22 protein-coding genes and 1 pseudogene are annotated in these 26,803 nt (G+C 33.8%); 13 read left to right on the top strand and 10 right to left on the bottom strand.

Translation table 11 applies throughout. From position 1 onward, the window contains the following. Positions 1-26: 26 nt before the first annotated feature. From BKH45_RS07715 to acpS, 4 genes are read left to right on the top strand one after another with little or no spacing between them, the layout of a single operon-like run. On the top strand, positions 27-398 hold the full coding sequence (locus BKH45_RS07715) for a hypothetical protein (RefSeq protein WP_143428398.1): 372 nt from the start codon (positions 27-29) through the stop codon (positions 396-398). Continuing rightward, positions 388-999: a 16S rRNA (guanine(966)-N(2))-methyltransferase RsmD gene (gene rsmD, locus BKH45_RS07710; protein WP_095274904.1), complete on the top strand. Its 612-nt coding sequence runs from the start codon at positions 388-390 to the stop codon at positions 997-999. The genes BKH45_RS07715 and rsmD overlap by 11 nt, the downstream gene beginning before the upstream one ends. Beyond that, positions 996-1,547, top strand: coding sequence for a flagellar basal body-associated protein FliL (gene fliL, locus BKH45_RS07705; protein ID WP_095274903.1), 552 nt, complete (start codon positions 996-998; stop codon positions 1,545-1,547). Before rsmD ends, fliL begins: the two co-directional genes overlap by 4 nt. Further along, positions 1,544-1,915, top strand: coding sequence for a holo-ACP synthase (gene acpS / locus BKH45_RS07700; RefSeq protein WP_095274902.1), 372 nt, complete (start codon positions 1,544-1,546; stop codon positions 1,913-1,915). Before fliL ends, acpS begins: the two co-directional genes overlap by 4 nt. Before the next feature lie 156 nt (positions 1,916-2,071). Here acpS and BKH45_RS07695 read toward each other — a convergent pair whose 3' ends face one another. Genes BKH45_RS07695 through BKH45_RS07670 form a run of 6 tightly spaced genes read right to left on the bottom strand, consistent with a single transcriptional unit; the run spans position 2,072 to position 7,716 of the window. Beyond that, positions 2,072-2,413, bottom strand: coding sequence for an AzlD domain-containing protein (locus BKH45_RS07695; RefSeq protein ID WP_095274901.1), 342 nt, complete (start codon positions 2,411-2,413; stop codon positions 2,072-2,074). Beyond that, positions 2,413-3,105, bottom strand: coding sequence for an AzlC family ABC transporter permease (locus BKH45_RS07690; RefSeq protein WP_095274900.1), 693 nt, complete (start codon positions 3,103-3,105; stop codon positions 2,413-2,415). The genes BKH45_RS07695 and BKH45_RS07690 overlap by 1 nt, the downstream gene beginning before the upstream one ends. Further along, positions 3,072-4,238, bottom strand: a complete 1,167-nt coding sequence (locus BKH45_RS07685) for an ABC transporter permease (RefSeq protein WP_095274899.1) — start codon at positions 4,236-4,238, stop codon at positions 3,072-3,074. Before BKH45_RS07685 ends, BKH45_RS07690 begins: the two co-directional genes overlap by 34 nt. Next, complete coding sequence (locus BKH45_RS07680) at positions 4,235-5,320, bottom strand: ABC transporter permease (protein ID WP_095274898.1); 1,086 nt, start codon at positions 5,318-5,320, stop codon at positions 4,235-4,237. The genes BKH45_RS07685 and BKH45_RS07680 overlap by 4 nt, the downstream gene beginning before the upstream one ends. Positions 5,321-5,322: 2 nt before the next feature. Next, positions 5,323-6,303, bottom strand: coding sequence for an efflux RND transporter periplasmic adaptor subunit (locus tag BKH45_RS07675; protein WP_095274897.1), 981 nt, complete (start codon positions 6,301-6,303; stop codon positions 5,323-5,325). Positions 6,304-6,312: 9 nt separating this feature from the next. Beyond that, positions 6,313-7,716, bottom strand: coding sequence for a TolC family protein (locus BKH45_RS07670; RefSeq protein ID WP_095274896.1), 1,404 nt, complete (start codon positions 7,714-7,716; stop codon positions 6,313-6,315). 193 nt (positions 7,717-7,909) lie between these two features. On the opposite strand from BKH45_RS07670, the pseudogene rfbF reads away from it, so the two are divergent. The 6 genes and pseudogenes from rfbF to BKH45_RS07640 all read left to right on the top strand — a co-directional run bounded on the left by rfbF (position 7,910) and on the right by BKH45_RS07640 (position 13,777). Continuing rightward, positions 7,910-8,703: pseudogene (rfbF, locus tag BKH45_RS07665) on the top strand (glucose-1-phosphate cytidylyltransferase). Position 8,704: 1 nt separating this feature from the next. Further along, a complete protein-coding gene (locus BKH45_RS07660) occupies positions 8,705-9,925 on the top strand; it encodes a glycosyltransferase family 61 protein (RefSeq protein ID WP_095274895.1) in 1,221 nt (406 codons plus the stop codon). 4 nt (positions 9,926-9,929) lie between these two features. Next, positions 9,930-11,015: a CDP-glucose 4,6-dehydratase gene (rfbG, locus tag BKH45_RS07655; RefSeq protein WP_095274894.1), complete on the top strand. Its 1,086-nt coding sequence runs from the start codon at positions 9,930-9,932 to the stop codon at positions 11,013-11,015. Next, entirely contained in the window at positions 11,012-11,572 is a 561-nt protein-coding gene (gene rfbC / locus BKH45_RS07650) for a dTDP-4-dehydrorhamnose 3,5-epimerase (protein WP_095274893.1), read from the top strand. The genes rfbG and rfbC overlap by 4 nt, the downstream gene beginning before the upstream one ends. Further along, on the top strand, positions 11,569-12,471 hold the full coding sequence (locus tag BKH45_RS07645) for an NAD(P)-dependent oxidoreductase (RefSeq protein ID WP_095274892.1): 903 nt from the start codon (positions 11,569-11,571) through the stop codon (positions 12,469-12,471). The genes rfbC and BKH45_RS07645 overlap by 4 nt, the downstream gene beginning before the upstream one ends. Next, positions 12,461-13,777, top strand: coding sequence for an FAD-dependent oxidoreductase (locus BKH45_RS07640; protein WP_095274891.1), 1,317 nt, complete (start codon positions 12,461-12,463; stop codon positions 13,775-13,777). The genes BKH45_RS07645 and BKH45_RS07640 overlap by 11 nt, the downstream gene beginning before the upstream one ends. A gap of 47 nt (positions 13,778-13,824) precedes the next feature. On the opposite strand, the gene BKH45_RS07635 is transcribed toward BKH45_RS07640, so the two are convergent. Continuing rightward, positions 13,825-14,178 (bottom strand): rhodanese-like domain-containing protein, encoded by a 354-nt coding sequence (locus tag BKH45_RS07635; RefSeq protein ID WP_095274890.1) that lies wholly within the window; start codon positions 14,176-14,178, stop codon positions 13,825-13,827. A 110-nt stretch (positions 14,179-14,288) separates the two neighbouring features. On the opposite strand from BKH45_RS07635, the gene BKH45_RS07630 reads away from it, so the two are divergent. Both BKH45_RS07630 and BKH45_RS07625 read left to right on the top strand, forming a co-directional pair. Beyond that, a complete protein-coding gene (locus BKH45_RS07630) occupies positions 14,289-17,132 on the top strand; it encodes an FAD-binding and (Fe-S)-binding domain-containing protein (RefSeq protein ID WP_095274889.1) in 2,844 nt (947 codons plus the stop codon). Beyond that, positions 17,129-17,818, top strand: coding sequence for a di-trans,poly-cis-decaprenylcistransferase (locus BKH45_RS07625; RefSeq protein WP_095274888.1), 690 nt, complete (start codon positions 17,129-17,131; stop codon positions 17,816-17,818). Before BKH45_RS07630 ends, BKH45_RS07625 begins: the two co-directional genes overlap by 4 nt. 24 nt (positions 17,819-17,842) lie before the next feature. Here BKH45_RS07625 and BKH45_RS07620 read toward each other — a convergent pair whose 3' ends face one another. The 3 genes from BKH45_RS07620 to typA all read right to left on the bottom strand — a co-directional run bounded on the left by BKH45_RS07620 (position 17,843) and on the right by typA (position 22,803). Beyond that, entirely contained in the window at positions 17,843-20,209 is a 2,367-nt protein-coding gene (locus BKH45_RS07620; protein ID WP_095274887.1) for a ribonucleoside-diphosphate reductase subunit alpha, read from the bottom strand. Between the two features lie 28 nt (positions 20,210-20,237). Further along, positions 20,238-20,867 (bottom strand): NAD(P)H-dependent oxidoreductase, encoded by a 630-nt coding sequence (locus tag BKH45_RS07615; RefSeq protein ID WP_257874537.1) that lies wholly within the window; start codon positions 20,865-20,867, stop codon positions 20,238-20,240. 133 nt (positions 20,868-21,000) lie between these two features. Next, on the bottom strand, positions 21,001-22,803 hold the full coding sequence (gene typA / locus BKH45_RS07610; RefSeq protein ID WP_095274886.1) for a translational GTPase TypA: 1,803 nt from the start codon (positions 22,801-22,803) through the stop codon (positions 21,001-21,003). A gap of 236 nt (positions 22,804-23,039) precedes the next feature. Between typA and BKH45_RS07605 the strand changes: the two genes are divergently transcribed. Continuing rightward, entirely contained in the window at positions 23,040-26,567 is a 3,528-nt protein-coding gene (locus BKH45_RS07605; RefSeq protein ID WP_095274885.1) for an acyl-[ACP]--phospholipid O-acyltransferase, read from the top strand. Positions 26,568-26,803: the final 236 nt, after the last annotated feature.

Raw genomic sequence — 26,803 nt, 5'->3', positions numbered from 1 at the left:
ATTACTCAAATTTTTTGGAGTCAAATGTGAAAATCTCAATTATGTGTGAATCAATGTTATTACAAGAAGCGCTCAATCATTATCTTTTAGATGATTTAAGTAGTTTTGAAGAATGTGAATTTGTCATCTCTGATACCCCTCTTCATGTTACCAAACCTGTGTGTCTCATCAATTCTTCTCCCCAATCAGATATCAAGAAACCCTTTAGTCAAAAAAGCTTATTAGAAGATTTGCAAGAGTTTTATCATTCTAAAGTCAAAGCAACAAAAATAACAGCCAATCTCCTACCTCATCATCTTTTGGATATTAAAAATCCGGAATTAAAAATGCAAATTGACTCTTTGTTGGAAGAGTTTTCAACCAAAATCTATCAAACTCTCAAAAAACATGAACAATAAATCCGGTATCAAAATCATTGCAGGCAAATTTAAAGGTATTCATTTACAAATGCCCCACTCATCAATCACACGATCAACTAAGGCAATTTTGAAAGAATCGCTTTTTAACACATTAGGGACAGATATTATGAAGAGTTGCTTTATTGAAGCCTTTGGAGGGAGTGGGTCTATTGGACTGGAAGCCCTCAGTAGAGGAGCAGATGAGACATGGTTTTTTGAACAGGACAAATCTTGTTTTGAAATTTTATGCAAAAATATCAAACTTCTGGAATCAAAAGATCCCTCATTGATAACTCAAAGTTTTTTAGGAGACACTTTTCTTCTTCTTCCTCAAAATATATCTAAGAACAAACAAAAAAAGATTCTCTATCTGGATCCACCCTTTCATATAAGAGAACATTACATAGATATTTATCAAAAATGTATCACTTTAGTAGAGCTTATTTGGGAATATAATTTATTTTTAATAATTTTTGAGCATTCAAGTGATTATAAATTACCTCAAAATATTGCACATTTTAGTATAATAAAGCAAAAAAAATTCGGCAAAAGTTCATTGACTTATTATGCCCCATCTCAAGAATATAAAGGAAAAAAATGACTGAAGAAGAAAAAAAAGAGACTAGTGAGACTCAAACTCCAAAAAAAAGTAAAGCCTTACTTTTTATCATTATTATTGTTGTTGTTTTTATACTGATTGTAGGGGGTGTGGTTACAGCATTTCTTCTAAGTGGAAATACTGAAGAATCTGTAGATCAAAATTCACCAAACAATCCGGCTTCTGCGCAAACCCAGAGAAAACCAACCGGTCCATCAGGGAACAGACAAGCTGATTATTTAAATATAGGACCGCTTTATCCGATTCCCCAACCATTTATTGTCAATCTTGTTACCCAAAGTGGGAGAAGATATCTAAAAACATCCATTACCTTAGAGTTAAGTAACCCAAAACTTCTTAATGAAATTAATGCCAAAATTACCATCATTCAAGATACGATTATTGAATTACTCTCATCAAAATCTATTGAAGAAATTGCCACCACCAAAGGAAAAGAACGACTAAAAGATGAAATTGTCAATAAAATTAATGATTTTTTAATTGATGGGTATGTTAAAAATATTTTCTTCACTGATTTTGTAATCCAATGATTGGTATTGATATTGTTGCTATTGGACGAATTGAAAAAAATATTCAAACACATGGCAAGGATTTTCTTAAAAAATTTCTTTCAGAAGATGAAATCAGACTTGTCCAAACTCCATATGGCTACAAAGCCTCTGGTGTTGCCGGGTTTTGGGCAGCCAAAGAAGCTTGTTCAAAGGCTTTGGGAGTGGGGATTAGTGATAAACTTCGATTCTTTGATATGTGTTTGTCAAAATCTTTGCAAAATGCCCCGCTTATTAAACTCCAAGAAGACAAAATGAGCTTTTTCAATATTGATTCCATTAGTCTAAGTATCAGTCATGATGGTGGATTTGCCATTGCTGTGGTGATAATAAAAATTAGAGAAAATTAATGTCTTAATTTCTTAATTATTGATAAGAATTTATTTTAGAATAAAAATACAGAACAAACTTTTCAACTAATTAAAGATAATAATATTCAATTCATCTTATTGTAAAAAATTCTACTGATTATTTTGTTTTTCTTGGAATTTCAAACAACTAAAATTTCAAAATAATATTTTGTCTAATATATGGCTTTGGACAAGATACATATATAAGATTGTCCCACTTAATATGCTTAAAATAGATATTTTCAACAAGGATTGCAAAACCACTACGCATAAAAAAGCTACTACCTCATTTAATCCATAAGGGATTTGACTTATATCTGTTTGTTTAAAACAATACACAACCAACATTCCTATAATCGCCGGAGGAAGCACTTTTCCAAGATAGAGTAAAAAATGAGGTACACAACGTTTAGAATTAAAAATCATAAAAGGCAACGCACGCATTAAAAATGTAACCACAATAATCACCAAAATAATCTCTATTGAACCGGCCATCATTATTCCAATTTGCTCCGGAGTTTCCCCAAAACTAAAGTCATCAAGACAAGTGAGGGCAATAAAAAATTCTGCGCTCCAAACAAAAATAAACAAATCAAACTCACTATTACTCCAATCACAGCAGGAGTATGGGGGGATGCGCTCTTCCATTGATCCATAAAAATCACTATATAAATAGCTGTCATAATAAAATCAATCCCTTGAGTATCAAATGAAATTTCAGATCCAATCATAGCCCCCATTACACATCCGATAATCCAATAAAGATGATTAAAAAATGCAATAAAAAACATAAAATACGATTCATCTATGTCTTTTGAAGGTTTTTTGAGATTAAATAAAGCAAAAGTTTCATCAGTGAGAGAATGGATCATGTAGGGAAGCTTTTTTTTCATTTTTGAAAAAGATCCAAGCATGCTGATACTATAAAATATCTGCCTTGCATTTACCATCAAAGCAATAAGAAACACGCTCCAGATTCCTGCATTACTTGCTAATAAACCCACAGCAATAAATTGCATTGTCCCTGCATAAATAAACACAGCCATAAAAAATGCCCATAAAAAGTTATAACCACTTTTTTGCAACAAAATTCCAAAGGCTATCCCCATTAAAATATAACCTAACATAATAGGTATTGTATGGGGAAAGGCATCTTTTAGGGCGAGTAAAATTTTTCTTTTTTTATCCATGTTTTTCTCTTCAAAGAAATTACAAAAACGCTTATAACCAGACTTGAAATAAAAAGTCCCAACAGCCAATAAAAATATTCCATTACCAAAACAAGATCTGCCCCCATTTGATTGATTCTCACAAGCCCATTAATGCCACTAAATGCAGGAATAAACCGCACAAACCACACTACCCAATCAGGCAACAATTCCACAGGCCAAATAAATCCCATCATAAAAACCAAAGGCAATGAAGAAATTAAGACAATTTGTGTAGGCAATACAGGATTTTTAACCAATAATCCAAACAAAACTCCAAAACTTGCGCAACACAAAATAAACATAATTCCAAAACACCAAAATGAAATTGCATTAGCTTGAATATGGATACCATATAGTTGAAATAAAACACCAAAGTATAACAAAAACAATAAAATATAAATCATAAAAAAAGCACTTATTCTAGCTAAAACTAACTTTAATGCCCCTGCTTCATTCCAATACCCATAAATACCTTGAGAATTTTTTTCGTTTTGGGAAGCACCCAATATACCCGCTCCGGCAATGAGGGTTTGGTGGAGAATAAAAATCAAAATTGCAGCTAAGGCATAATTAATATACCCCACACTAGGGTTAAATAAGGGTATGGAATGATGCATTATCAAATCTGTACTCTCATTTTTTACGCCTCCTTGAAGAAAAACTCTTTTAAGCTTAATCCGGCTACTTATCTCCTCAATAGCACGATAAATCCCATCAACTATTGCTCCATAAATCAAAAAATAAGAAGCATTAGCAGAATAAACAAGTTTTGTAGGGATTTTTTTATGGATATTGGCTTGGAAATTTTGAGGAATTTCAAGAATCCCATACACAATCCCATGCTCTAAGAGTTCTTTGGCTTGTTTCACAGAAAAAGTTACTTCTTCTACATCAACTTGAGGAGTTGCTTGAATTAAAAAAATAAGTTCCTTGGACAACGAAGTATTATCCATATCTACAACTGCAATTTTTTGAGAGACAACAACATCATTTTTATAAGCAGAAGGATATAAAAACCCATACAAAATAGATCCAACAATGACTACAAAAATCACAGCAATATTGCTAAAAATCGCTCGAAACTCTTGATAAAGTATTTTCAAAAAACTCATTGTTTGCCTCGAAAATATTCAATCAAAAAGCCCAAAGGCAAGAATAACAAAAATGGCAACATCTGTGCTATTATTTTTAGAGCATCTGCGATTTCAAGACTATAATTAGCCTGTTGCAAATAAAGCTGTATAAAATAAGAAACAGGCAAAATATGACTCCAAAACAAAGCAAATCCATCCATATTATTTTGAGGGTAAGTAATCCCAACAAAAGCAAGACTTGGAGCAGTATACACAGCAATAACACTAACTGTTTTTGTCAAATCACGCAAAATTGATTGGAAGCAAATCACCATTCCGCTGATACCGGCAACCATCACCAAAACGCCCAAAAACAAAATATAATAACTCCCGGTCATGGGGTATCCTAATGCTTGAAATAATTGCAACATAGCCATGCCCCAGCTTACAAAAATAACTATATTTATTCCAAATCCTATCAACAATTCTCTGATAGTGCGAGTTTTGCTGAGTATATTAAGCATTCCTAATGCCATGAGAATCTGCCAAATACAAGGCAAAATCAAAGTCAACAAAAATTGCTTATAGTTATTGTTGCTATTATAGAGGGCATAAATCTTAGAAACAATAGGCATTGCTTGAGATATAGCTTCATTTATGTTGGAATTCTTAGACATTTCTCTTGTGGCATCACTTTTAGCATTCATTGTAGCTATCACTCCTAAAAAAGCGCTATCAATAGCCTTGCCAATCAAAACAAATTGCGCATTATAATAAAGTATTATTTTTGTTTGGATACCCATTTTGGTATTGCGCTCTAAGGCATGAGGGATCACTACAAGCCCATAAATTTTACCATCACTTAAATCATCTTTAGCAGCATGTATGGAGCTATACTTTTGTTCAACTTTCAAAATAGAGGTTGCATTCAAATTAAATATAATTTCTTTGCTTATTGTGGTGTTATCTTCATCTAATATACCAATGGGAAGCTCTCTAGGGAGTTCTTTATAAAAAATATTTGTCATAACAAAACTTAATATTAAAGGCAAAATGAAACAAACTAGTGTTAAAAACTTATTCTGCCATAAATATAAAAAAATTTTTTGATATTTATGCATATCTAATGTAACCTGACAAGAACACTCATTCCAACACGCAATCCTTTAATTTCTTGCACGGGTTTTGCCTCAATTTCAAAACTCCTCATATCATAACCTTTCGTGCTTGAAGTTGCTTTCCAAGTAGCAAAATCTCCCATAACTGAAACATAATTGACTTTAAAATCAATATCTTTTTTTAAGGCCGGGATATAAGCTTGAAATATTTTTCCTTCTTCAAAATCCTCAAGATAAGACTCCGGGATACTCAATTTTAAATAAGCCTCCTTCATATCTATCACTAATACAACAGGAAAACCACTAGGACTTAATTCGCCTTTATATAACAACACATTGCTTACTTCGCCATCTATGGGAGAATAAGCTTGGATATCTTGGGCATATGCTTTGACCTCGCTTACTTGCCCTGCTGCAGCTTTTTGTTTTTCTGTTAGGGCTTTTTTTGTTTCTGCTCTTGCTCCATCCATGGCAATTTTATATTGTTGGTATGCAGTATTTTCATTATATTTTGCACTTTTATAAGCAGCAAAAGCTTCATCCCTTTTTTGCAAGCTTGCTACCCCTCCATCATAAAGCTCTTGAATTCTTTGATAGGTCTTTTCTGCTAAATCCGCCATTGCTTTGGCGCTTCTGTATAAGTCTCTAGCTGAAATAATAGTTTCTTCTCTTGCGCCCTTATGGGTTTCATCACTAATAGCTTTGGCTGCTTCATAACCTGCTTGTGCTTGAGCAAGTTTGGCTTCTATCTCAGGACTTTTGATAGTATAAATCAATTCTCCTTTTTTAACTTTGTCTCCTTTTTTGACAAATACCTCATCAATTCTACCGGCAAGTTTGGAACTCACGCTATATTCTCTTGCCCCAATTTGTCCTTGCAAAATCTGGGGTTTTGGTTTATAAGCATAATAAAATGTACTTCCTAACCAAATCAAAATAGCCAATCCAATGACACCTATGAGTAAAATTCCTGTATTTTTTTTCATTATATTTTCCTAATTTTGATACTCATAAAACATATCTACATGATTACTTAATGCCATGAGATTTGCCAAAAAAACAATATATTTATAAATAACGCTTTTTTGCTCTATCAAAACACTTGCAAGTCCGTTTCTGGCATCAATGACTTGAGTGCTTGTCCCTACGCCTTGGGCAAAAGCCTGCTCTTGGAGTTTTAAATTTTCTCCGGCAAGCTCAATGCTTGAATCCAGACTTTGATATTCTCTGATAGCAGAAACTACTTGTTTATAAGTTTTTTCTGTCAAAAGTTTCATGTCTTTAATTGCTTGAGTGTTCAAAGCATTTAAACGAAACTCTGTAAGCCTTGCAGCTTGATACTTTTGAATCCTGCCCTCCGGCGTTATCAAAGGAAGCCTTGCTCCAACACCAACATACCAAGTAGGGATCATTTTATTGATGATAGAATTTTGATCTTTGAATATATAAGATCCAAAAAGTCCTACTTGAGGTAAAAATTTACTTATTTGAAGCTTCTTGGCTTCCTTGGCACTCAATGATTGATAATGCAAGGTTTTTAAAACCGGATAAGAAGCTAATGTTTCATCAACAAAAAACTGCATTGATGGCAGAGACTTAGAAGTGTCGATAAATAGCCCGGAAATGGGGATCATGTCTTTTTGAGAAGAAAGAATTGTATTGAAGGCAAGCTTGGAAATTTCTAGGGTATCTTTTGCCTTTTTGGTTTTATTTTTTGCTCTATCATAAGCAACCTGGGCATTCAAAACCTCAATTCTTGCAACTTGTCCCGCTTTTTGCATTTTAATAGCATTTTGATAATGGGCATAATGCCCTTTTTCAATCCCTTCTAAAACTTTCAAAACCTCTTGATTGAGAACCACGCCGTAATAAATTCTTACCAATTCCTCAAAAGTTGCTAATTTTTTAAGCTTGAATGCCTCTGCGGCATCTTTTGCTTGCAGAGAGGCTATTTTGCTTGCATAAATTCTTGCTCCACCTACATATAAAGGATAAATAATATTGAATGCCCCCATGATAACATCTTGCTTAGATAAGGCAATTGGAGAACCCAAAGTCTGCAAGAATCCACCCATTTGAGGAGGCAATAATCCCAAGGGTATTGAATTGGACATATTTTTATCTTGCATCAGGTTGATTTGAATTGGGCTATCTAAATGCACATAAAAAGCACTTACATCAATATTGGGCAAAAAAGAAAGTTTGCTTGCCAAAGCCAGCTTGGCTGCGCTTTGTGCTCCAAATTCTTCTGATTTAATCCCCTCATGATTGCTCAAAACTCTTTTCCAAGCCTGCGCGATACTAATATCTTCTTGATTGGGAACAACTAAATGTGTGCTTATATTTTGAGCAAATACATCTATCATGCAAGAAACAACAATTACAAAGATTTTTTTCATCAATAACCCGGTTAGTAAGATTGTGTCTGTGATTGTAAAATTTCGCAACTATAGCATATTTTTGATAATACCCTGCAACACAAATATACATTGTATTTCTTATACCTTAGATTTATCAAAAATGAAATTATTTTTCTGCTATAATCAAATCCGAAAATAAAATCTCAAAAGATTAACAAGGGTTTAAAAATTAATGAAAGTTGTTATTTTAGCAGGGGGACTGGGAACAAGGTTATCCGAAGAAACATATCTAAAACCAAAGCCAATGGTAGAAATAGGCGAACACCCTATTTTATGGCATATTATGAAAATTTATAGCTACTATGGGTATAATGATTTTTTGATACTGACAGGTTACAAATCACAAATCATCAAAGAATATTTTATCAACTACTATACACGATACAATGATATCACAGTAGATATGCGCAACAATTCTGTTGAAATACACACCAAACGCAATGAACCTTGGAGAGTTACCCTGCTTTATACAGGAGAAGACACCATGACCGGAGGGAGAATTCTTAGAGCAAAGCCACATATTGATAACCAAACATTTATGCTTACTTATGGCGATGGAGTCGCGGATATTAACTTAAAGGCTTTATTAAAATTTCATCAATCCCACAAAAAGACCATTACACTAACTTCTGTACAACCTGAAGGTCGATTTGGAGCATTGCAAATTAACCCCAACACACAACAAGTTATTAATTTTACTGAAAAACCAAAAGGCGAAAAAACTGAGGGGGGGGGGGCTGGATAAACGGCGGATTTTTTGTTTGCCAACCGGCTATATTTGATTATATACAAGGAGACAAGACTACTTTTGAAGAAGAACCTTTAAAAAATCTATCCAAAAATGGGGAGCTTTTCACCTATCAACATAGTGGTTTTTGGAAATGTATGGATACCCTAAAAGACAAAACCCAACTATCACAAATGTGGCTAAACAATCAATCACCTTGGGCTATGTGGAGAAAATAGCATGGAATTTTTAAAACTAAAAATCAGCCCAAAAATCAAAAATAACACTCTTGAATATAAAAGCATCTTTGAAAATAATAAACTTAGCTCAATCCCCAATGTGGCTAAAAATTCTCTCCGAACCCTCAAAGCACAAAAAAATCTTCCCTCAAATTCTCTAGATTATATTGATTATAATATCCCCATTGATCCTGTTGAGATCATGCACTTTCCTCAGGCTATGATAGGGGATTGTGGAGGGATTTTTGTCGATGATAAAATCATCTATGAAAGTCTGGATGGCTACAACAACCAAAGTGTATATGCAAAAAATAAATATGCTTATCTTAAAGATTTATCCCTCCTGAATCTTCATTCCAAACAAGATATTAAAAATTATCTCAAACTTCAATACTTCAAAATAAAACGCTTTATCATCAGAGATAAACGTCTCCAAAGTCAAAAACCAAAAATATTATTTTTTGAACCTTGGTTTGGCAATATGTATCATTTTATTTTTGAATCTTATCCCAGATTAATAATCGCATTAGATTATTTCAAAGAACAAAATATTAAAGATTTTTACATTATATGCCCACCTATTTATAGCCGTTACGAAACTTATTACAAAGCTTATATTCAAGATATTCTTGATTTGGAGAAAATTCATAAAAATCAAATCATTTATTTAGAATATCAAAATGCAAAAACTTGCAATCTTTATATGCCCACCTGCCCCAGACTCAATGCCAAATATGTCTTGCCGGCTCTTGATAAACTCAAAGATCATTTCTATGATCCTACCTTTATTGCCCCATCAAGTCGGATTTATATTAGTAGGCAAAAATCCAATTATAGATTTCTAAGCAATGAAGAAGAAATTTATCAGATTTTACATGATGATTATGGATTTTTAAGAGTTTATATGGAAGATTTGAGTCTCAAAGAAAAAATCAATCTTATGCTTCAAGCTGAAATAGTTATGAGTGTTGATGGAACAAGTCTCATTAATGGTTGTTTTATGACAAAACCTAATTCTAAACTCATTGCCTTGCGTCTTTATGAAATGTCAGAATTACAACTTTTTGTTCCAAGTCTATTCCAACATATAGAATATCTACCTATTGTGTGTGAAATTGCAGAAAAAATAGGAGAAAATATTTGGACACAAAGTAACTTATATCTCCATAAAAATACTCTGATTGCAAAACTTAATGATTATGATGTCAAACCCATAAAATAAAATTATGAAAACACCTCTGGAATTCTATAAAAACAAAAGAGTATTTATTACAGGACACACAGGATTCAAAGGATCATGGCTGTGTGCATGGTTGCAAGAATTGGGCGCTGAAGTCATGGGATATGCCCTCTTGCCCCATACAACGCCCAATCATTTTGATTTATTGGATTTACAAACACATTCTATTTTTGGCAATATCAAAAATTTTTCAAAACTTCAAAAATCCCTTAAAGATTTTCAACCTGAAATTATCTTTCACCTTGCTGCCCAACCTCTGGTAAGGAAAAGCTATACAGACCCTATTGATACTTACAAGACAAATGTATTGGGCACACTCAACTTACTTCAAGCTTCAAGAAAAATCTCATCTATAAGATCCATCATCAATATTACTACGGATAAAGTCTATGAAAACAAAGAATGGGTTTGGGGCTATAGAGAAAATGATCCTTTAGGAGGCTATGATCCCTATAGTTCTTCTAAAGCCTGTAGCGAAATACTAAGTGCCTCCTTTCGATCGAGTTTTTTTAATATCAATGATTTTAACAAAACTCATCAAACCCTCATTGCAACTGCAAGAGCAGGAAATGTTATTGGTGGTGGTGATTGGAGTGCGGATAGATTGATCCCGGATATTATAAGGGGTATGCAAAAAAAATCCAAAATCATTATCAGAAATCCTCAAGCAACTCGCCCTTGGCAACATGTCTTAGAGCCATTATACGGATATTTATTGCTAGGGATCAAACTATATGAAGGAAAAACACAATTCGCTCAAAGTTTTAATTTTGGACCTAATGCTAAAAATAACCTGAGTGTAGCTGCCATGCTTGAGATTATCAAAAAAAATTGGAATATTTCTTATCAAATTACTCCCAACCCCCATTTTTCTCATGAAGCAAATTTATTGATGCTAGATAGCTCTAAAGCCCATTCTTTTTTGCATTGGCAAGGAATTTTAGATGCTCAAAAAAGCATTCAAATGACACTTCAATGGTATGAAAAAAATTTATCGCACTCTTATTTGATGACTTGGGAACAAATCAAATCTTATAGCGATATCTTAAAAACAACAAAAGGAAAAATATGAATCGTTTTGAATTTTCCCCTACATCCTTTAATAATCTATACGTTATTAGCCCCCAAAAAATTCAAGATCACAGAGGTTATTTTGAGCGTTATTTTTGCTCACAAGATTTTCAAGCCATAGGACTTGATAAACCAATTGTTCAAATCAACCATTCCCTCACACAACAAAAAGGTTCTATTAGGGGGCTACATTATCAAAAAAAACCTTTTTGTGAAACAAAAATCATCCGATGTCTCAGGGGCAAAATTCTTGATGTTGCTCTAGACATAAGAAAAAACTCTCCAACATTTCTGCAATATTTCGCTATTGAATTAACTCAAGAAAATTCCCTCTATTTGTATATCCCTGAAGGCTTTGCGCATGGATTTCAAAGCCTTAGTGATGAGGCAGAAATTTTATATCTTCTCACAGCGCCGTTTTCTCCCCAAAACGATCAAACTCTAAATCCTCTTGATCCTATAATCAATATTCAATGGCAACTCAAACTTACAGATATTTCGCATAAAGATAAAAATGCCAATTTTATTGATTGTAATTTTAAAGGGATCGAAGTATGAAGCGTCTTTTACTCACAGGTGCAACCGGTTTTGTAGGCAGGAATTTCATTGATTTATTACATAAAAAATATTCTATTACAGCCATTGTTAGACAAAATAGTCATGTAGAATCTATAGAGTCTCAGTGCGAAATTTTTGTCTATGATAATGATATTTCCAGATTAAGCAGTTTTTTAAGAAATAAAAAATTTGATGGAATTATTCATTTGGCAACCTTTTACAAACCCTCTCATACGCCTAATGATATTTTAAATTTTATTGACTCTAACATTACCTTTGGAGCAAGCATTCTAGAAGCAATGAGCGCTTCCGGTGTGGATTTTTTTATCAACACAACTACTTTTTCCCAATATACCCACCCCACATCAGATATATTTTATCCTGCAGGCTTTTATGATAGCACCAAAGAAGCTTTTGTAGATATAATGCAATATTATTCTATTCATTTGCCTACAAAATTCGCTAATCTCATGCTATACAATACTTATGGCAAAAACGATACGCGTCCAAAAATATTTAATCTATGGAAGCAAAATATTCAAAATAAACAAACACTCCAAATGAGCAAAGGCGAACAACTCATTGATATCACTCACATACAAGATGTCATCGCAGGATTTGATAATTTGATAGATTTTTTATCAAAAATGACTAAAAAGTCATCTCTTATTCCAAATTTTACTCTTGAAAACAATCGCTTATCTTTGAAAAATTTGGCTAAAATCTATGAAGACACTCTTGGAGTCAAATTGAATATCTCATGGGGAGCAAAGCCTTATCGCAAGGGAGAAATTATGAACCCTATTTCTACCCAAATATCTCAAAATTTCACAAAAGTCCCCAATTGGAAGCCAACAATTGACATCACAGATGGGATAAAAAAACTTTATGAAAAATAAAATTGCCGTCTTAGGAGCAGGAATAGCAGGGATTAGTGCTGCTTATCATTTAAAACAAAAACTCAATGACGACGAAATTATTATTTTTGAAAAAGAATCTTCTTGGGGCGGGTTGTGCGGAGGATTTTATTTGGATTCCCCAAAAGGTAAATTTTGGTTTGATAATTGTGTGCATTTATCATTTTCTGATGATGATTATGTCAATCAAATATTTTTAAAATCAACTCCTCCTATTATCCATATTCCGGATATGAATAACTATTATCAAGGTCTTTGGATCAAACATCCCGCACAAAATAACCTCTACCCCCTACCTATTGAAGAAAAAATAAACATCATAAAAGATATGGTTCAAAATAATAATAAAAAACAAAATTTAAAAAACTTTGAAGAATGGCTAAAAGCCCAATATGGAAACTACTTTACAGAAAAATTTTCTTCACAATACACGCAAAAATATTGGACTACGCACCCAAAAAACTTAACAACTCATTGGATAAGCAACAGACTCTATACTCCCGGTATTGAAGAAATTCTTTATGGATCAATGTGTGAAGACACTCCTAATACTTACTATATCAAAGAACAAAAATATCCAAAATGTGGTCAATACCGATCTTTTTTAAAAAATTTAGTAAAAAAATGTTCTATAAAATACCACCATCAAGTTACAAAAATTGACACCAAAAATAAAATATTGTATTTCAAACAAAAAGATCCATATCAATACAATACTCTTATTTCTTCTTTACCTTTACCTAAAATTATTAAATTATTTGACCCCCCCCCCCCAAGTTCTATTCAAAAATCAGGATCAAAATTGTGCGCAACATCTGTAGCAATCATATCGCTTGGTTTTAATAAACCTGACATTGCCAAGCGCCTTTGGTTTTATGTTTATGACTCTGATATCCCTTTTGCAAGAGTTCATAGCCCATCTAAAAAATCTCCCGCAAACGCGCCAAAAAACTGCTCAAGCCTTCAAGTAGAAATTTATTTCTCAAAATATCGCTCCCTAGAAGAAATCACTCAAAAACAAACTCAAGAAATTCCAAATTTCCTTGTTCGTGATACGATCAAAAACTTCATAAAAATGGGAATATGCAAGCAAGAAGACATTATCGCAAAAGATTTTAGAATTTTGCCTTATGCAAATGTTATTTTTGACAAATCCCTACAACTTCATAGAAAAAAAGTTCTGCAATATTTAAAAAATTCAGAAATACATTCCATTGGCAGATTTGGAAAATGGGACTATCTATGGAGTGATCAAAGTTTTTTAAGCGGGAAAAACTTGATAATCTAATGCAAAATATCATTTTGCAAACAAAATTACCCTCTCCTCTAATATTCTCAGGCCATCATTCTTATCCCGTGATCTTCAAAATCTGCAATATTTTCATCCAAATAATAAATATTCTCTAATCCTGCAAGAACCAACTCACTCCCATAAACAGATGCTGTATGCCCACTATAACAATGGAGGAGAATTTTTTTGTCTGCATTATTTTTTGCGATTGTAGCAATGGATCTCAAATCTGTAAGATTTAAAGCGCCCACTATGTGAGCTTCTGCAAAATCATAAGGATGACGAATATCAATAATGAGATAATCTTGGGGTTGAAATTCATCTAAATACACCGGATTTGCATAACTTTTATGATGTTTGCCTAACAATTTTTTATTTCTTAGAGTTTTTTCACTCATGAATTTTTCCTTTAGCTAATAATTTTTATGGCATTCTAATAATATTTTGATAATGAAGTTCCAAATAGATAGGTTAAAATTATAAAATTTTTTCAAGTAAGGGATAATAAATGCAAGACTATCAACTCTTCAAACAAAAAGCGCAAGAATTTTTGGGCGATAGAATTTATGATGATTATTTAAGAAGATTTGCATATGGCACTGATGCCTCATGTTATCGTTATATCCCAAAGTTAGTCATTAAAGCCCACAATGAAGAAGAAATTATAAAAATCTATTCTCTTTCACGCACCTACAATATTCCTATCACCTTTAGAGCTGCCGGAAGTTCTCTCTCAGGACAGGCTTGCACACAAAACGTGCTTGTGATTGCTTCTGCCCAATGGCAAGATATAAATATCTCTGAAGATAAACAATCCATTCGCTTATCTTGTGGAGTTATTGGATCTAGCGCCAATGATGCCCTCAAACCCTACAACAAAAAAATAGGTCCTGATCCTGCCACTATTTCTACAGCCATGATTGGGGGGATTGTTGCAAATAACTCCAGCGGTATGTGTTGTGGGGTCAAACAAAATAGTTATAATACCATACGATCTATACGTGTTATCCTTGGTGATGGAACATTATTAGACACTTCAGATAAAACAAACATACAAAGTTTCTTGCATACTCACTCCCATCTTATTAATGCTCTCTTAGAACTTCGATCCCATATTTTGCAAGATGATGAACTCAAATCCCTCATTACCAAAAAATATAGAATCAAAAATACAACAGGTTATAGTATCAACGCTTTGATCGATTTTTGCGATCCTATTGATATTATCAATCATATTTTTATCGGAAGTGAAGGGACATTGGGGTTTATATCTGCTTGCGAATATGAATGCATAGAAGATTTTTCACACAAAGCTTGCGCTCTTTTATTTTATAAAAATATCGCAGATGCCACCAGAGTTGTCAAAATACTTGCAAATATGGAGTCTATTATCGCTGCTGCAGAAATCATGGATTATGCCTCATTAAAAAGTGTGCAAAAATCCAAAGATGTCCCGGAAATTATCCGTCAAATCAAACCGGGCAATGCTTGTATCTTGCTCCAAACACAAAGCAATGACAAAAAAATCCTTCAAGACAATCTGGAGATTATTTCTCAAAATATTCAAGATATTCCCACTGTTCTTCCTCCTCAAATCAGCGCACAAGAAGATATTTATAATCATTGGTGGAAGATTCGCAAAGGTCTCCTCCCCATAGCTGCAAGCTCCAGAAGAAAAGGGAGTTGCGTCATTACAGAAGATATTTGCTTTAGGATTGAGGATTTACAAAAAGGCGTAAGCATGATTGGGGATCTCTTTGAGAAATATGGATTTAGTGAAAATGGTATTATTTTTGGACATGCCCTCAGTGGCAACATACATTTCATCATCACACCTATCTTAAGCGATAAAAAAGAATGTGAAAACTTTGAAAAACTCATAGAGGAGATGGCACAAAATGTAGCAGCTTTTGGCGGCAGTATCAAAGCTGAACATGGCACAGGAAGAATGGTCGCTCCTTTTGTAGAGCTTGAATGGGGCAAAAAAGCCTATGAAATCAACCAAAAAATCAAACAAATTTTTGATCCCTATAATCTCATCAACCCTGATGTAATCATATCAAATGATCCAAGCATACATACCAAAAATCTAAAATCAACCACGCAAATACAAGACTATCTTGATGCGTGCATGGAATGTGGATTTTGTGAAAAAATTTGTCCCAGCAAGAATCTCACTCTCACCCCAAGACAACGTATCACGATTCACAGAGAAATCCAACGTCTCCAAGAAAACCTTCATTCAAACAGCCAACAAGATTCATTGCTTTTAGAAGAACTCAAAAAAGGATATCCTTATTTAAGCGATGAAACATGTGCAGTTTGTGGAATGTGTGCCACACTTTGCCCTCTTGAGATCCCCGCAGGAAAAATTGCACTCACAACCCGTGCCCAAAACGCACAAGGCATACAAGAAAAGTTTGCCCGTAAAATTTTAAATCACATGAATACAACAACCTCTTTAATGCGTTTTGGACTAAAAATAGCCGATTTAGGATCAAATTTATTGGGTCAAGATACATTCCTTGCTTGCAATAATTCCTTAAGAAAAATCTCCCACATAATCCCCAAACTGAGCAAAAACTTACCCCGCAAAAATATTTATAAACTCCAAAATAAACCACTTAGTAATCATCATTCTGAAGTGATTTATTTCACAACTTGCATCAATCGCTCTTTTAGCCCTGCTAAAAATATGCCTGATTCCAGAAGTATTCAAGAAGTTTTTGAATCGCTATGTCAAAAAACAAATACCCAACTCATCTATCCTGACAAAATCCATTCAATGTGTTGTGGTAAGGCATTCATAAACTATGAAAAGCTTTTAAAAGAAAATACTCATAAAAATTATCTTTTACTTAAGACTCTCAGCAAAAATGGCAGGATTCCCATTGTGCTTGATCATACAGCTTGCAGTACTCATTTTATACAAATGCTTGAAAAAACAGAACTTCAAATTTATGACTTAAATCTTTATATTCAAAAATATTTGATCCCTCATCTTAAGATACAACCGATTTCAGAAAATATAGGGCTCTATACAATGTGCGCAGGGAAAAAAGCAGGACAAGAAAAAATTATGTTGTCTTTAGCAAAAGCTTGCACAAAAGGAGGAATTTTTATTCATAAAGATACAGGTTGTTGCGGGTTTGCAGGTAATAAAGGATTTTTCACCCCTGAACTCAATAGAAGCGCATTGGAAGATTTTGGTAAATTTTATCAAAATAAGAATATTCAAAAAGGCTTTGGAAGTTCCGGCACTTGTGAAATAGGACTTAGTGATATAACCGGATTTGGTTGGCAACATATTGCCTATCTGGTGGATTCTTGCACTTCAAGGAGTAAAAATTGAATACATTAAATCACCTGGCCATTATTATGGATGGGAATGGCAGATGGGCAAAACAAAAAGGAAAAATGCGCACACAAGGACACAGACAAGGTATTCACACAGTAAGAGAAATTACAAAATGGTGCGCAAAAAATAATCTTTCTCATCTCACTCTATATGCTTTTTCCACAGAAAACTGGAATCGCCCCAAAGCTGAAGTCGATTTTCTAATGAAACTTTTAGAAAAATATTTACTTCAAGAAAAAAAAACTTACCAAGAAAATAATATCCAATTTCGTGCAATTGGAAATATAGAAGCATTCAACAGCCCTCTTAAAAATCTTATTCAAAATCTTCAAGAAGATACACAACACAACAATGCTCTCACACAAATTCTAGCGCTTAATTATGGTTCAAGAGATGAGATTAAACGTGCTTTTGAAAAAATTATTCAAACCAACACCTATCAAACAAATACTAATCTATCACAACTCATTGAAGACAATCTGGATACAAAAGGAATTCCTGATGTTGATCTTTTGATTCGAACAGGAGGGGAAATGCGATTATCAAACTTTTTGCTTTGGCAAGCAAGCTACGCAGAGCTATTTTTTACTCCAACCTTATGGCCTGATTTTACCCCTGAAGAACTTCAAAAGATTATCCATGATTTCAAATCCAGAACAAGGAGATTTGGATCTCTTTAGCATTTACTTGCTTTGATAATAAAATTATTGACAATTATAACATTCTACTGATCGATCCATTACGTTTTCATCAACACTGGGACTTTCGCTGCGTAAATAATAGGTCGATTTAAGCCCTAATTTCCAAGCAAGCATATAAATTTCATTCAAAAGTTTCCCACTTACCTTTTCAAGTCTCATAAAAATATTAGTACTTTGACCTTGATCGATCCATTTTTGTCGCACTGCTGCTGCTTTTATCAAATCAGACTGATCAATATCATAAGCAGAGGTATAATAATTCCATGTATCTAAATTCAAATTAGGCACTACCACAGGGATCAGCCCGCTAAGATTTTCTTCATACCATTTTTTCTTATAAACAGGCTCAATAGTCTGGGTTGTCCCTACAAGAATAGAAATCGAACTTGTAGGGGCAATAGCCATCAAATAACCATTACGCATACCCTGTGTTTGAACAATTTTTCTCAAAGACTCCCAATCACAACTGCTACCAAAAAGCCCCCCTCTATCGACTAATTTCAAGGCTTCTTTATTGGCACAATCAATAGGAAAAATACCCCTACTCCAATGAGATCCTTCATATTGAGGATATTTACCTTTTTCTTTGGCTAGATTTGAGCTTGACAAAATTGCGTGATAACTAACAAGCTCCATCACTTCATCAATTTTTTCAAAATGCTCTTTCGATCCCCAATGGATTTTTGAACTCGCAAGCATTTGGGCTTCTCCCATTATCCCAAGTCCAATAGCACGATTGAGAAAATTAGTTACTTTTACTTTTCTATTGGGATAAAAATTCAAATCAATCACATTATCAAGCATACGTATTGCAATAGGAAGGACTCTTTGAATATCTTCTTTTGTATGGATTTTACTCAAATTTATACTCGCAAGATTGCATACAGCAGTGCTTCCACCTGTTTGAGTTCTCGTTGTGATAAATATTTGTTTCCCATTAAGGGCATCGATGCTTGTTAGCTTGTTTGCTTTTTTCTTTATGCCTGCATCTGTTTGGACTTCCTTGAACTCTTCAAAATTCTCCTTGCTTCCATCAACATATTCAACCTCAATAACATAATGACTGGGATTTGTATTTTGAAATATTTCGGTACAAAGATTCGAACTGCGTATAATTCCGGCATGAGCGTTAGGATTAGCACGATTCGCATTATCTTTAAAACACAAAAAAGGCAATCCTGATTCAAAATAATTAGTCAAAATCTTTTTCCACAAATCCTTTGCGCTAATGTGTTCCTTGATGACATCAGGGTTTTTTTCATATTCTAAGTATTTTTTCTCAAACTCTTCTCCATAAAGCTCTGTAAGTTCGCTACATTGATAAGGATCAAATAACGTCCATAAAGCATTTTCTTCAACCCTCTTCATAAAAAGATCACAAATCCATACTGCAGGGAAAAGATCATGAGTTCTGCGTCTTTCTTCGCCACTATTTTTACGTAAATCAATAAAGTCATTAATATCTGTATGCCAAATTTCAAGATAAGTAGCTATAGCACCCTTTCTTGTGCCCAATTGATCCACGGCAATGGCTACATCATTGGCAATTTTCAAAAATGGCACTACACCCCCTGCTGCATTTTTGTGCCCATCTATGAAACTTCCTAATCCTCTTACGCGGCTAAAATCCCATCCAATACCACCCCCATACTTTGATAAAAGTGCCATTTCTTTATAGGCATCAAAAATCCCCTCAATATTATCCGGAGTGCTTCCAATATAACAAGAGCTTAATTGATGCCTTGTCGTCCTTGCATTTGCCAGGGTAGGTGTTGCTGCAATCACTTCAAATTTGCTAATAATATTATAAAATTTTACTGCCCATTCATTGGGGTTAGCTTCATTTTGAGCCAAAAACATTGCAATAGCCATAAACATATGCTGGGGTAACTCAATGGGTTTGTTTTGTTTGTCTTTTATGAGATAACGATCATAAAGAGTTTTGATTCCCAAATAATTAAATTGTAAATCTCTTTTTTGATCAATTTGAGAATTCAAAAAATCCAGGTCATATTTATCTTTGAGACCTTTAATGATTTTACCTTCATTTTCACCTCTGTCAAAATACTCTTGAAGGCTATTATAACCGGTGAAACCGCTCACTTTGTGATAGAGATCATATAAAAATAATCTGGCAGCTACAAATGTCCAATTTGGCGTATCAACATCTATTTTATCTACAGCAGTCTTGATCAAGGTTTGCTGGATTTCTTCAGTGGTAATTTTGTCTTTGAAATGAATTTTTGCATCAACTTCTAATTCACTTTGACTCACGCCATCTAAATCCATCACAGCATTTGAAGTATATTTTTGTATTTTTGAAATATCAAGAACTTCAACCCGACCGCTACGTTTTATTACTGTTATCACAAAAACTCCTTTGATTATTAAATATTTTTTATTTATATTCTATAAGTTCATCTTTGCTGAGACGATATTTTTGAATTGGTTGCTCATTGAAACGATAGCCAAAGGCGACTATCAACACAATCCGCTCTTTAAATGAATCAATCTCAAAAAATTTCTCCAAAAGCTTTTGTTCAAATCCTTCCATTGGGCAAGAATCAATACCCATAAAAGCTGCGCAATTCATCATGGAACTTGCCATTAAATAAGCTTGTCTGGCTGTCCAATTGATAATATTTTCTCCTAACAAATCATTATCAAGCAAATATCCTTTAATCCTCTCTTGGTAAGCATCGCATTTTTCTCCTTCCATTCTTCTGGCGACCATTGTGCGGGTATAATTTGTAGGGGCTTTCATATCTGCAACTTTTGATTTAAATACTACCAACTCACTTGCTGTGGTTATTTGTTCTTGATTCCAGCATAAAGGCTTCATTTTTTCTCTCAAAGCGCTATTTTTGATGACAAGCATTCTTGTAGGCTCTAATCCCAAAGAACTTGGACTCAATCTTCCTGATTCCAATATGATTTCAAAATCTTCCTTAGAAATTTTCTTATTTTTATCAAATATTTTACAAGCATGTCTGAAATACATTGCATCAATAAAAGCATTTATTTTCATTTTTGTCCTTTATTCAAGAATATAATTAATTTATAACTACATTTTATTATAAATAATTCAAAAACATTTTAAATTATAATATTTTACTCTATTAAATTTAATATAATCTTATTTGAAAAACAAATATAAAAAATTATTTCTTTGTCATTCTTTTTCGTTGATTTGGATCGAGATATTTTTTACGAATCCTGATATTTAAAGGCGTAACCTCAAGAATTTCATCATCTTCTATCCACTCAAGAGCACGCTCCAAAGTGAGATCTCTTGGGGGCACAAGCTTAATAGCATCATCACTCCCGCTTGCACGCATATTGGTGAGATGTTTAGACTTGATAGGATTGACATCTAAATCATTGTCTCTACTATGTTCGCCAATTACCATACCCATATAAACTTTTGTTTGGGCTTGAATAAAAAGCACGCCTCTTTCTTGAATATTAAAAAGAGAAAAACCTGTTGCTTCACCATTTTCCATACTGACGAGAGCTCCATTTTTACGTGATTCTACCGTACCGCTATGGGGTCTAAACTCCAAAAAAGAATGGTTCATAACACCTTCGCCTTTTGTATCTGTAAGAAACTCACTTCTATACCCAATCAACCCGCGTGCAGGTATTTCAAACTCTAATCGGGTATAGCCATCGCCCATTGGATTCATGGCTTTCATCTCAGCTTTCCTGCGCCCTAGTCGCTCAATAATAGAACCGCTAAAATCTTGTGGCGTATCAATAACAAGATGCTCAAAAGGTTCAAGTCTTTTCCCATTTTCTTCTTTGATAATCACTTCGGGACGAGAGATGCTAAATTCAAACCCTTCACGTCTAAGATTTTCTGCCAAAATCGTAATTTGAAGTTCGCCTCTTCCTGAGACTCTATATTTTCCCTCTCCCATTTCTTCGCATTTCATGGCAATATTGGTTTGCATTTCTTTAAGCAATCTATCTTTGAGTTTATTAGCCGTAACATGCTTGCCTTCCAGTCCTGCTAATGGCGAATCATTGACAGAGAAATACACACTCATTGTAGGCTCTTCTAAGTGCATCGGATCTAAAGGCATAGGGTTATTAGGATCAACCACGCTATCTCCCACATCTATGGCATTAAATCCGGCAATAGCCACAATATCTCCGGCTTCTGCTTCTTCAATCTCTGTGCGCGCTAATCCCAAAAAACCAATCAATTTAGTAATCCTGCCATTCTCCTTAGTGCCATCACCCTTGGCAAGCATGACACTTCCTCCTTTTTTGATCCTGCCGTTAAATACTCTGGCAATCCCTATCTTACCCACATAATTATCATAATCAAGTGTAAAAATTTGCATTTGCAAAGAATCAGCACTGCTCCCTGTAGGCAGAGGTACATATTTCAAAATTGCCTCAAATAACGGTTCGAGACTTTTTTTCTCATCGCTAAGTTCTTTGATAGCATAACCATCTCTAGCTGCTGCATAAATGACCGGAAAATCAAGTTGATGATCATTAGCCCCCATGGCTACAAACAAATCAAATACTTCATCTACAACCCTATCAGGTTCTGCTGCAGGCTTATCAATCTTATTAACAACCACAATGGGGCAAATACCAAAGCTCAAAGCCTTTTTGACAACAAACTTTGTTTGAGGCATCACTCCTTCTTGGGCATCTACAAGCAACAATACTCCATCTACCATCTTAAGCACTCGTTCTACTTCACCACCAAAGTCGGCATGTCCGGGAGTGTCAATAATATTAATTTTTGTATCTTTATAATGAATAGCAGTATTTTTTGAAAGTATGGTAATCCCTCTTTCTTTTTCCAAATCATTGCTATCCATCACCCTCTCATCAATTTTTTCTCGCTCTCCAAAAGTTCCTGATTGCGTGAGTAGTCCATCCACTAAAGTAGTTTTACCATGATCGACGTGAGCAATAACTGCGATATTTCGTATATTTTGCATTTTCTCTCTTCTTTGATTTAAAATTATTTTGAAAGTATAAAATCTTCTTGCTTATAGGTAGATTTATTGTAGCAGAATTATTTTTATTCTTTTTGACAAGGCATATCTCTTCAAAAATCCCCAAATTACCAAACTCAATATTTTAGTTCTCTACAACGAACACACCATTTAGAGATCTAAAAATAAAATAAATGGATATAATTACAATTTATTATTTCCGGTTTTTAAAGGTAAAAATGAATAGAATTTGGAAAATCTATGGTTTTAGTTTTTTTGTATTTGCAACTTTTGTTCATGTCTTCTTAGATTTGGGTCATAAGATTTTGATGCACAATACAATCTTAAAAGTCTATAGTGGCTCACATCAATTGTTTTATTCATCAATTATCAATGCTTTTATGATTATACCTTTTATTTTGATTTTTTCTCCTTCGGGATTTTTGAGTGATAAATTTCCAAGAAATAAAATAATGAAAATTATGACTATAAGCAATATGATTTTGATTTGTCTTTTAGTTGTATTTTATTATTTGGGCCGGTATTGGGCAGCATTTGGAACTACTTTTTTACTTGGAATTCAAGGGGCTATTTACTTGCCGGCAAAATATGGATATACCAAAGATTTAGTTGGTACTGAATTTTTAGCTTGGGGGAATGGCATCATCCAAGCTTGCACAATTGTCGCTATTCTGGCAGGAATAAGTATTTTTTCTTTTTTGTTTGAGCATTTTTATTCTATTGTTTATACGCACAACAATCCTAAATTGATTCTTCAAGCCATGGTGCCATTAGGAATATTGTTTGTATTGCTTTCTTTTTTGGAAGTATTTTTAACTTGGCAGCTTCCATCTATCACAAAAACCCTGCCTATTAAGTTCTCTATGCGTCAATATTTAAATATGGGATTATTCAAAACAAACATAAAAAATATTTATCAAAACAAAATTATTCTAATGTCTATTCTTGGCATCACAATGTTTTGGTCTATTTCTCAATTGATATTAGCTATTTTTTTTATACGTACTAAAAATATTTTAAACATTGATAATACTTTTGAAATTCAAGTTTCTATTGTATTTTCCGGTTTGGGGATCATTATAGGATCTATTGTTGCAGGACGTTATTCCAAAAACTATATTGAAACAGGTCTTATACCCCTTGGAGCTTTATTAATATTGATTGCTCTTATTTTTATACCATTTTTAGATTCACTAAAATTTTATGCTATTGTATTTTTTATTTTTGGTTTGGGTGGGGCGATCTTTATTGTTCCTCTAAATTCTCTTATTCAATTTCACTCTAAAAGCAACGAATTAGGGAGTATCCTGGCTGGGAATAATTTTATCCAAAGTGTTGGGATATTTGGATTTTTAATCCTTGTAAGTTTATTTGGATATTATAATCTAAAAGTAGAGTGGTTGTTTGGAGTTTCTATTTTGGTGAGTTTATTTACTACAATTTATATTATTCGATTAATGCCATTTTCTCTTGTGCGAATCCTTATGAGTATTGCATTTTTTCAGCGATATAAACTCAATGTCGATGGATTTGAAAATATCCCTCAAAATGGTGGGATTTTATTGCTGGGAAATCATATTTCTTTTATTGATTGGGCAATGATACAAATGGCAATGCCCTATAAAGTGTATTTTGTAATGGAAAAAAGCTATTATTCTAAATGGTATATCCGTTTTTTTGTTGATTTTTTTAGCATCATTCCCCTCTCAAATATCCAAAGCAAAAGCACTATTGAAACTATATCCGATAAACTCGCTCAAGGCAAAGTAGTTTGCATGTTTCCTGAGGAGTTTATTTCAAGACATGGACATCTCAATGAATTCAAACGTAATTTTGAGATTATCGCCAAAAATCTCACATCCAAAGAAGCTGTTATTTTGCCTTTTTATATTTCCGGTCTTTGGGGAAGTATTTTTTCACATAGCAATGAACAATTCAGGGAACGTCATCGTAGCTTTTCCAAACGCAATATCACCATTGCCTTTGGAAAAAGCTTAGATATCCATACCACAAAAGATACTCTGAAGAAAAAAATATTTGAAATGTCCTTTAGAGCATGGCAAACCCAATGCAAAAAAATGGAAACACTTGGGCGATCATGGATTGTAAGCGCAAAAAAAGGAGGAAGCGCCATAGCCACTATCGATACCCTAACAGGCAGCATGAGTTACACAAAAATGTTAGCTCTTACCCTAATGCTTTCAAAACTCATTTCCAAACATACTCCTGCGACAAAATCTTCTCCTGCCGAAGAACTCAAACCAACATCCCAATGCATTGGCATCATGCTGCCTGCATCAACTGCAAGCTCGCTATGCAATTTGGCTACCCTTATTGCCAATAAAGTAGTAGTTAATCTTAATTTTACCGCTGGGGAAGAATCTATCTTCAACACCATAAAAATGGCTGAAATCAAACAAATTTATACTTCAAGAAAATTTCTAGAAAAGCTAAAAAATAAAAATATTATTTATGACTTTAAAGATGTGGAAGTTTTTTATATGGAAGATATTTTTCAAAATTTTAAAAATCAAAAATATATTGTTATAGGCTATTTACTCTTAACAAAAATCTTGCCTGTATTTGCTTTGAAAATGCTTTTTTCTCCCAAAAACGACACTCAATGTATTGGGGCAATTCTTTTTAGCAGCGGGAGTGAAGGGAAGCCCAAGGGGGTGATGTTAAGTCATCTTAATATTATGAGCAATATTGCTCAAATTGCCGATATTGTGCATGCAAAAAATGATGATTGTATTCTCTCCTGTTTGCCTCCATTTCATGCCTTTGGATTGACGGTAACAACATTGATGCCATTACTTGAAAATATGCTTTGTGTTACACATGCTGATCCCACAGAACCAATTGCTATTGCCAAAGCAATAGCGCAAAATAATATTACAATTATGTGTGCAACCTCTACATTACTGGGCATTTATGCACGCAACCCCAAGCTTGAAAGCATTATGTTTGATAGTCTGAGATTCATAGTCGCAGGAGCTGAGAAACTCAAAAAAGACATTGCCCAATCTTTTTCACTAAAATTCAATAAGCCCATTTATGAAGGCTATGGCGCCACAGAAACAACACCTGTAGCAAGTGTCAATCTACCTGATGAATTTGATGCAACTTGTTGGGAAATCCACAAAGCCTCACAATATGGCAGCGTAGGGATGCCTTTACCGGGAACAGCTATAAGGATTGTAGATCCTCATACACTTCAAGAGCTTCCTACCAATGAAGATGGACTTATTCTCATAGGTGGTCATCAAATCATGAAAGGCTATCTCAAAAATATACAAAAAACCAATGAAGTTATTGTTGAAATTGATGGTATCAGATGGTATAAAAGCGGAGACAAAGGACATTTGGACGATAATGGATTTTTGTTTATCACAGATAGATATTCAAGATTTGCCAAAATTGGTGGAGAAATGATTAGTTTAGGAAAAATTGAAGAAGAAATAGCAAGAATCGCTCAAAGTATTGGTATTCAAAACATTCTTGCTGCAGCCACAGCATTAGAAAATGATAAAAAAGGTGAAATGGTTATTCTCTTGCTTCAAGATGAAGGGCTGGATTATTCTTGTCTTATTGAAACAATCAAATCTTCAAATATTCCCCCTATTTTTAAACCAAGCCAATATTTTATAGTAGATAAAATCCCCACACTAGGATCAGGAAAAATCGATCTCAACAATACAAAAATCTTTGCCAAAGAACTTCTCACAAACCAATCCAACTCATAATGACACTCACTATAAGAGGTAAAAACACTCAAAGGAATAAAAAATAGTATTTCAATAAGAGGGATAGAGTTAGGATAAAATGACTCTGAGAAATCGATGTTTTTTTAAAGATGTTAGTTTGATTTTGAATGTATGTCAATTTTTTACAAATAAATCACAAAGATCATCAGAGATAAAATACAAAGAGCTAAACCCATCTTTTGGTAACAAAAAACCGGGCTTTTAGCGCTTTTTTG

This window comes from Helicobacter sp. 11S03491-1 (assembly GCF_002272835.1).
In the GTDB taxonomy this organism is placed as follows: Bacteria; Campylobacterota; Campylobacteria; order Campylobacterales; family Helicobacteraceae; genus Helicobacter_J.
This window is presented reverse-complemented; position numbering and strand designations above follow the sequence as displayed.

What these genes read in the sequence shown, in the direction of transcription:
- BKH45_RS07615 (WP_257874537.1), bottom strand. Translation starts at nt 20,867, where the DNA reads ATGAAAATAAATGCTTTTATTGATGCAATGTATTTCAGACATGCTTGT.
- BKH45_RS07670 (WP_095274896.1), bottom strand. Translation starts at nt 7,716, where the DNA reads ATGAAAAAAATCTTTGTAATTGTTGTTTCTTGCATGATAGATGTATTT.
- rsmD (WP_095274904.1), top strand. Translation starts at nt 388, where the DNA reads ATGAACAATAAATCCGGTATCAAAATCATTGCAGGCAAATTTAAAGGT.
- BKH45_RS07635 (WP_095274890.1), bottom strand. Translation starts at nt 14,178, where the DNA reads ATGAGTGAAAAAACTCTAAGAAATAAAAAATTGTTAGGCAAACATCAT.
- BKH45_RS07645 (WP_095274892.1), top strand. Translation starts at nt 11,569, where the DNA reads ATGAAGCGTCTTTTACTCACAGGTGCAACCGGTTTTGTAGGCAGGAAT.
- BKH45_RS07640 (WP_095274891.1), top strand. Translation starts at nt 12,461, where the DNA reads ATGAAAAATAAAATTGCCGTCTTAGGAGCAGGAATAGCAGGGATTAGT.
- BKH45_RS07685 (WP_095274899.1), bottom strand. Translation starts at nt 4,238, where the DNA reads ATGAGTTTTTTGAAAATACTTTATCAAGAGTTTCGAGCGATTTTTAGC.
- BKH45_RS07630 (WP_095274889.1), top strand. Translation starts at nt 14,289, where the DNA reads ATGCAAGACTATCAACTCTTCAAACAAAAAGCGCAAGAATTTTTGGGC.
- BKH45_RS07695 (WP_095274901.1), bottom strand. Translation starts at nt 2,413, where the DNA reads ATGATGGCCGGTTCAATAGAGATTATTTTGGTGATTATTGTGGTTACA.
- rfbC (WP_095274893.1), top strand. Translation starts at nt 11,012, where the DNA reads ATGAATCGTTTTGAATTTTCCCCTACATCCTTTAATAATCTATACGTT.
- BKH45_RS07690 (WP_095274900.1), bottom strand. Translation starts at nt 3,105, where the DNA reads ATGGATAAAAAAAGAAAAATTTTACTCGCCCTAAAAGATGCCTTTCCC.
- BKH45_RS07675 (WP_095274897.1), bottom strand. Translation starts at nt 6,303, where the DNA reads ATGAAAAAAAATACAGGAATTTTACTCATAGGTGTCATTGGATTGGCT.
- fliL (WP_095274903.1), top strand. Translation starts at nt 996, where the DNA reads ATGACTGAAGAAGAAAAAAAAGAGACTAGTGAGACTCAAACTCCAAAA.
- acpS (WP_095274902.1), top strand. Translation starts at nt 1,544, where the DNA reads ATGATTGGTATTGATATTGTTGCTATTGGACGAATTGAAAAAAATATT.
- rfbG (WP_095274894.1), top strand. Translation starts at nt 9,930, where the DNA reads ATGAAAACACCTCTGGAATTCTATAAAAACAAAAGAGTATTTATTACA.
- BKH45_RS07680 (WP_095274898.1), bottom strand. Translation starts at nt 5,320, where the DNA reads ATGCATAAATATCAAAAAATTTTTTTATATTTATGGCAGAATAAGTTT.
- typA (WP_095274886.1), bottom strand. Translation starts at nt 22,803, where the DNA reads ATGCAAAATATACGAAATATCGCAGTTATTGCTCACGTCGATCATGGT.
- BKH45_RS07605 (WP_095274885.1), top strand. Translation starts at nt 23,040, where the DNA reads ATGAATAGAATTTGGAAAATCTATGGTTTTAGTTTTTTTGTATTTGCA.
- BKH45_RS07660 (WP_095274895.1), top strand. Translation starts at nt 8,705, where the DNA reads ATGGAATTTTTAAAACTAAAAATCAGCCCAAAAATCAAAAATAACACT.